The 7,205-nt window shown below is 39.2% G+C and carries 5 protein-coding genes; 2 read left to right on the forward strand and 3 right to left on the reverse strand.

The features are described 5' to 3' along the window. Positions 1-30 precede the first annotated feature (30 nt). Entirely contained in the window at positions 31-2,082 is a 2,052-nt protein-coding gene (locus IR083_RS22770; protein ID WP_194226042.1) for a M48 family metalloprotease, read from the reverse strand. 133 nt (positions 2,083-2,215) lie between these two features. Further along, entirely contained in the window at positions 2,216-4,834 is a 2,619-nt protein-coding gene (alaS, locus tag IR083_RS22775; RefSeq protein ID WP_194226043.1) for an alanine--tRNA ligase, read from the reverse strand. Positions 4,835-5,009: 175 nt separating this feature from the next. Here alaS and IR083_RS22780 point away from each other — a divergent pair, with 175 nt between their 5' ends. Continuing rightward, positions 5,010-5,981 (forward strand): M23 family metallopeptidase, encoded by a 972-nt coding sequence (locus tag IR083_RS22780; protein ID WP_006797570.1) that lies wholly within the window; start codon positions 5,010-5,012, stop codon positions 5,979-5,981. A 71-nt stretch (positions 5,982-6,052) separates the two neighbouring features. Next, positions 6,053-6,403 (forward strand): MerR family transcriptional regulator, encoded by a 351-nt coding sequence (locus IR083_RS22785; RefSeq protein ID WP_006797571.1) that lies wholly within the window; start codon positions 6,053-6,055, stop codon positions 6,401-6,403. Positions 6,404-6,408: 5 nt separating this feature from the next. On the opposite strand, the gene IR083_RS22790 is transcribed toward IR083_RS22785, so the two are convergent. After that, a complete protein-coding gene (locus IR083_RS22790; RefSeq protein ID WP_194226044.1) occupies positions 6,409-6,792 on the reverse strand; it encodes a YybH family protein in 384 nt (127 codons plus the stop codon). Positions 6,793-7,205: the final 413 nt, after the last annotated feature.

Below are 7,205 nucleotides of genomic sequence, written 5' to 3' on the forward strand. Positions count from 1 at the left end.
AAAGGTAACAATTCGGAAAACGGTAAATTCTTAGTTTTTAAGTAATTCAATCTGGTATCTCAATAGATCAAACTTTGACAAGAAGTTACACCTCATTGTCTGTTGAATAAAATCATTTATGGACGATAGCAGGATTTGCAGATTGTCCTCTTCGTACGTATCATTGCTGAAATAAATCCAGTCATGAGACAAGTATCTTTCAAAATTATCTCTTGTCGGCTTTGACATTTCTGCCGACAGTTTGGGATTCTCTAACAGTAATTTTATACCATGTTTCAATTCGGGTTCTAAATGAGATATAAGTTTAAAGTTATTCTTGATTTGTTCATAAGGGGTGACAACTCTCATAAAATAGGTCAAGTCTTCAAATTTTTTATAAAGAGCCTTACCTTTATCACATTCCTTATCTTGCTCGAAATAGTGGATGTATATTCCTTTTAATTCATGTTCTTTACCCGTTTTATAAGCTTGATTATAAAAGAATTTGTAAATGTTTATGTCGTTATTTTCAATCTTGGATTTAAGAATTGCCATTTCTTCTTCTATTCTATCCAACACAGTTGTGCAGTCTTTCGATTTATATCGTTGTCCGTCATAGTCAAATGTTTTGATTACAATCTCTTTTCTTCGGATGGCATTCAGTATATCTTTGTCGTTCTCCAAAGCAATATAACCATATATGTTATCTATTTTATCTTTGCTGAAGATAGTATCCACGCTTTCCATCAACTCCTCTTCCATATTTGTAAAGCTCTCTATGTCGAAAGGAAGCGGGTTCTTACTGTCATAGTAACCGTTATACTCCTCCGGAAAAGCGTTTTTATTAAAGTCATCTGTAAATTCATTAATAAACTCCTCTGGTTTCATAATGGTCCCAGTATCTTTATAAACGACATTTGAAAAGATATTTTCTGTAAATTTTTCTTCTGTATCATCAATATTTGGAAATAAATCAGACGCAGGATTATTACTGTTCTTCTCTTTTTGGATGTTCAACCGTTTCAATGCGGTAACTCTTTCTTCGGTCCCGGGATGGGAAGCCCACTGATCTTCTATATTGAGTTTAGATTTGTTGTATTTATTTAAATCTATGATGGATACCATTGGTAGATTATTTTTGAAAGAAATTTTGCTTTTTTCGGCAAGAAAATTCATTACAGCGAACTGTTCTTTATATATATTTTGACTTTTAATATTATTCTCTATCTTGTTGCCATAAGAATCCAAAACCAGATTATATGAGTATTGAGCTAGGGTCATTCTCAATAAAGATTCTTCGAGAGGGAGGCTGCCGGCAATATTTGCGGCTACTTGATCTGCGTGAAACTCCATTTCTCTAGAAAGGGCCATATACCTTACGTTTACAAAGCCATACATCTTTCTCAGAACCCATTGGATACCCTGTATTATCTTTACGGCAATTATGACGAAAATTGAGAAATAGCCGGAAATATTCGCCCAGCTTTGTATCATCTTGTCAAAAGATTCGTTATCGTAAAGCATATTAAAAATCACTTCATTTACATTGTAAACATAACTGCCAACACTCATGCTTCGTTGCGAGAAGTGCCCGAATTCGTGAGCCAGTATCGCTTTCAATTCCTGTTCAGTAACAGTATTAACAAGCCCTAGTCCAATTTGCAGATTTTTTCGTATAGGGAAAAACATACTCCAGAAGCTGGAATCGTAAAATACGGCGGCATTTACATCTCCTGAAAGATATACTTTTTTAGGAAATTTAGTTTTAGCTTCATTTGCGATATCCTCAATTACCTTAAAAAGCAGGGGATATTCATCACGATGAATTTCTGTCAGATGGCTTCTGTCTACCTTATGTTTTTTGAATAGAAATTTAAATAGAAATATAAGGACAAGAAACCCCAGACTAGCTAGCCCGACACCTAATAGGATAGTGAAGAATTTTGGTAGTACAATTATTAACCCTATACCTCCTAAAGCACATAAAATTGTAAGAGCGATGGCGGACACTAGTAAAAGCAAATAAACAAATATGAAAATAATGATTGCAAAAATAGCCTTAAAGGTCATTTTTTTTAAATTGTCCGATAGCTGGATATTCATAGTATTAGATAGTTTAAGTTAGTTCTGTATTTACACAGAATTTTTGCGAATATAACTATTTTGGTGAATATAAAAGAAAAATAGCCGATAAGATATTATCGGCTATTACTTCATAATATAAAGGAATGAATTTTTACTTTATTTTTTCCATTATCTCATGCAATGCATTCGACAGACCTTCCAAATTCTTTCCTCCTGCCGTGGCAAAATGAGGTTGTCCTCCTCCACCGCCTTGGATATGTTTAGCTGCGTCACGGATTATTTGAGAAGCATTTAGTTCGCGATCCTTCACCAGATCATCACTGATCATCAATGTAAGCATCGGCTTATTTTCATATTGGGTAGCCCCAACGAAAATAGAATTGACCGGGAACTGGCCTCTGATCTGGAATGCTATATCTTTTGCAATATCAGCAGGGAATGGACCTGCTAAAGAATATACATCTATACCGTTGATAACCTGTTTTTTCTTTATTAAAACATCCTTAACCTGAACAATTTTTTCCTTGACATATTCATCTACCTGTTTTTTTAGTTCTGAATTTTCTTCGAGGAATTTCTGAAGAGCCTGAGTCAGGTTAGGCGTATTGTTGAAGAACGATCTCACTTCCGTCAATACGTCCTGTTGCGTATAGAAGTAGTTTTCACACGCTTCAGCTGTAATCGCCTCTATACGGCGTATACCGGCAGCAATAGAGCTTTCATTCACAATGCGGAACGAACCGATACGGCCGGTAGATGATATATGTGTACCTCCGCAAAGCTCAACGGAATCACCGAAACGTATAACACGTACATCATCACCGTATTTTTCACCAAACAGAGCCATTGCTCCCATTGCCTTAGCTTCGGAGATAGGGACATGGCGTTTTTCATCTAGGGCAATATTTTCGCGTATTTTTGCTGTTACAAACCGCTCCACTTTACGTATCTCCTTATCCGTCAGTTTCTGGAAATGGGAGAAGTCGAAACGCAGGACACCGGGAGATACATATGAACCTTTCTGTTCCACATGGCTTCCCAGTATTTCGCGAAGGCCTTCGTGCAATAAATGTGTCGCGGTATGGTTACACTCGGTAGCTGTACGATTCTTTGTATTGATGCGTGCGATAAATGTCGCCGTCACATCTTCTGGTAATTTAGAAGAGAGGTGGACAGCCAGATTGTTCTCACGTTTTGTATCGGTGATTTCTATTTTTTCATCGTCATGTATCAGCCAGCCGCTATCGCCCACCTGTCCACCCATCTCGGCATAGAAAGGTGTACGGTTGAGTACTATCTGATAAAATTCCTGATTCTTTTGTTTTACTTTCCGGTAGCGGAGTATTTCCGTTTCACATTCAGTGAAATCGTATCCGAAGAATTCCGGGTCGCCTTCTTTCAGAACTACCCAGTCGCCTGTTTCCACAGCGGCGGCATTACGGGCACGGTCTTTTTGCTTCTGCATCTCTGCCTTAAAGCCGTCGTTGTCTACGGTCATACCGTTTTCACGAAGGATGAGTTCTGTAAGGTCGAGAGGGAAGCCGAATGTGTCGTATAGCGTGAAAGCGTCTGTACCATTAAGTTCTGTTCCGTTCTTCGCTTTTGTTTCGGATATTTGCTTATCCAGTAATTTAATACCTGTATCCAGTGTGCGCAGGAATGATTCTTCTTCTTCTTTTATCACCTTCTCTATCAACGTTTGTTGTTGGATAAGTTCCGGATAAGCCCCGCCCATAGTCTCTATCAGGGCAGGAATAAGCCTGTACATAAATGCTTTGTGCTGGTCAAGGAATGTATATCCGTAGCGGACAGCACGGCGGAGAATACGCCGGATTACATAACCTGCTTTAGCATTCGATGGTAATTGACCGTCGGTAATAGAGAACGCGATGGTGCGGATATGGTCGGCGATGACACGCATGGCGATGTCTTGTTTTTCATTCTGTCCATAAGCACTTCCGGTTAATTCGCCGATAGCTTTTATAATGGTCTGGAATACATCTGTGTCATAATTGGATGTTTTCCCCTGTACTGCCATACATAGCCGCTCGAATCCCATACCGGTGTCAATTACTTTTGCAGGTAGCGGTTCCAGTGATTTGTCAGCTTTACGGTTGAACTGCATGAATACAAGGTTCCATATTTCAATCACTTGGGGATGGCTTTCATTTACAAGTGTCAGCGCGTCCACCTTTGCACGCTCTTCGTTGGGGCGTAAATCGATATGTATTTCCGAACATGGACCACACGGGCCTGTATCGCCCATTTCCCAGAAATTGTCTTTTTTATTTCCGTTTATGATGCGGTCTTTGGACAGATATTGTTCCCAGTATCCGGCAGCTTCGTCGTCACGCGACAGGCCTTCTTCGGGACTGCCTTCGAATACTGTTACATATAAACGGTTTTTATCCAGTTTGATAACTTCTGTCAGGTATTCCCATGCCCATTCTATAGCCTCTTTCTTGAAATAATCGCCAAAAGACCAGTTGCCCAGCATTTCGAACATCGTATGGTGATATGTATCGTGGCCTACTTCTTCAAGGTCGTTATGCTTACCGCTAACACGAAGGCATTTCTGCGAATCCGCCACACGTGGATATTTAATAGGAGCATTTCCCAGAATAATGTCTTTGAACTGGTTCATACCCGCGTTTGTAAACATCAGAGTAGGGTCATCCTTGATAACCATCGGGGCTGACGGTACTATCTGGTGTCCTTTGGAAGCAAAGAAAGTTTTGAAAGAGTCACGAATTTCTTTAGAAGTCATCATTTTAGTTACTAGTTACGAGTAAACGTGTTACAAGTTATAATTTTTAGTTTCAACATTGGCATATTGGTACATTAACCTATTGCCACATTAATTAAATATAAACGATTTGCAAAAATAGTTCAAAAACTTTACTTTTGTCGAACTCTCTAAACAAAATATCAGAGAAGTACTAAAAATGAAGCGAAAAGTATACTATCGTTACAATCCGCAAACTCTCACATACGAACGGATTTATCCTAGCATGAAGGATAAAGTTATCACCGTTTTCCGTCATTTGATATCGGGTATAGTCGTTGGGATAGGAGCATTGGTCGCTTTTGTCTATTTTTTTGGTACACCTTGGGGAGAAGCACAAAAGAAAGAAAACCAACTCATGCTTACTCAGTACGAAGTATTATCGAAGAGGGCAGATGAGATGTCTAAAGTTCTGAGAGATATACAACAACGTGACGATAATCTGTATAGGGCTATTTTCCATGCCGATCCTATACCTACATCTATCAGGACTTCGGGAGTAGGCGCTCCGGGCAGGTATGATTATCTGACGGAGTTGTCAAGTCCGGAACTGATAATTCAGACCACCAAGAAGATCGACTATATTTCGAAGCAGATCTATATTCAGTCGAATTCTTTCGATGAAGTACTGAGTATGGCGAAAAATCAAAAAGATCGTCTAAAGCATATACCAAGTATTCAGCCGGTTCCTGATAAATTTCTGAAACAGGTGGCATCAGGCTACGGTACACGTATAGACCCTATATATGGAACAGCCCGTTTTCATGCGGGAATGGACTTTGCATCCAACATCGGTACTCCCGTATATGTTACGGGTGACGGGGTGGTTACTCTTGCCGACTGGAAGCAAGGCTACGGAAAATGTATAATAGTTGACCATGGGTTTGGTTATCAGACCCTATATGCTCATTTAAATGACTATAAGGTACGATATGGACAGAAGGTCACACGTGGAGAGCAAATAGGTGAAGTAGGTAATACCGGAAAATCCACTGGCCCGCATCTTCATTACGAAGTGCATGTAAGGGGAGTTCCCGACAATCCGGCGAAGTATTATTTTATGGACTTATCTCCGGAAGAGTATGACAAGATGTTGCAGATAGCTGCCAACCACGGGCAGGTAATGGATTGATGTCAGTTAACAGTTAGCAGTAAACAGTAAAAAAAGCTAATAGCTATCGGCTACTGGCTAAAAGCTAAAGAATGAAAATCGATTTAGAAAATAGTAACCGTTTGTACTATTCCATCAAAGAGGTTGCGACCCACTTTGGTGTAAATGAATCATTGCTTCGTTTTTGGGAGACCGAATTTAATATAATCAATCCACGTAAGACAGATGGCGGTGCCCGCCAATATACAAAAAAGAATATTGAAGATATTGCAGTTGTATATCATCTTGTAAAAGAAAAAGGGCTGACCCTCGAGGGCGCCCGTCAGACTTTAAAACAAAGAAAGGATGAGGAAACACGCAAAGTACAGGTCATACAGAAACTGGAACAGATAAAGAAGGAACTGGAAGACTTGGAGCGTGAATTCGATTCATCCTTTGACTAAAAGTTTTATACAGGTTTAATCAAAGACCAGTGATTATGGATAATCTTCCATTCATTTGCTACTAGCTTATAAACCTCGGTACAGTTCCACTTATACACCGTTTCCTCTGTATATGATATCAGATTATAAGTTAAGACTGCCATTTCGTCTGTAGCCTGTACTACAGGTTCAATAATCTCATACTTATCTACCCGGAGTTTACCCCTCATCTCTTCATAAAGAGCTTCTATTTTATCGAATCCGTCTAACCTTTTCTCAAGAAATGGGTCGAAATAAGTAAAGTCCGGGGTGTATAGCTCCAGATAGCCCGACGGGTTACCGTTATTCCATTTCTCTAATGCGGCTGTTTCCAGTGCGATGATCTTTGTTGCGATGTTTTCGTGATTCATGTTTGTAATGATTTAAATTATTTCATTACAAAGGTATTGCCTCCCGGTAGAATGCCTGCGATGCATATGACGGGGGAAATAGCACTTTTTACGGTTTGTTGACGTTGCGGTATTGCAAAGGTGTATGGCCTGTTTGTTTCCTGAAAAAACGGATAAAGTATGATGTGTTTTCATACGTAAATAAATTATAGTTTATAGTCCCTAAATAGGACTTTTAGTTATTAAATCATTATTTCAGGCGAAACAAGAGAGAGCACTTATCGTAATAAATGCATGGTTATTGGATATATTAAAAGGGAACAGCCAAGAAGATTAAAATTTCATACACGTGCTCACAGGTCACAATCTTTGGTGCTAAGCTGTTGAAGTCAGTTTCATAATCGGCTTATGTGTTACCTTTGAGATAACTGGAG

The sequence above is a fragment of the Dysgonomonas sp. GY75 genome (assembly GCF_015234155.1).
Taxonomy (GTDB): Bacteria; Bacteroidota; Bacteroidia; order Bacteroidales; family Dysgonomonadaceae; genus Dysgonomonas; species Dysgonomonas gadei.

What these genes read in the sequence shown, in the direction of transcription:
- IR083_RS22790 (WP_194226044.1), bottom strand. Translation starts at nt 6,792, where the DNA reads ATGAATCACGAAAACATCGCAACAAAGATCATCGCACTGGAAACAGCC.
- IR083_RS22770 (WP_194226042.1), bottom strand. Translation starts at nt 2,082, where the DNA reads ATGAATATCCAGCTATCGGACAATTTAAAAAAAATGACCTTTAAGGCT.
- IR083_RS22785 (WP_006797571.1), top strand. Translation starts at nt 6,053, where the DNA reads ATGAAAATCGATTTAGAAAATAGTAACCGTTTGTACTATTCCATCAAA.
- alaS (WP_194226043.1), bottom strand. Translation starts at nt 4,834, where the DNA reads ATGATGACTTCTAAAGAAATTCGTGACTCTTTCAAAACTTTCTTTGCT.
- IR083_RS22780 (WP_006797570.1), top strand. Translation starts at nt 5,010, where the DNA reads ATGAAGCGAAAAGTATACTATCGTTACAATCCGCAAACTCTCACATAC.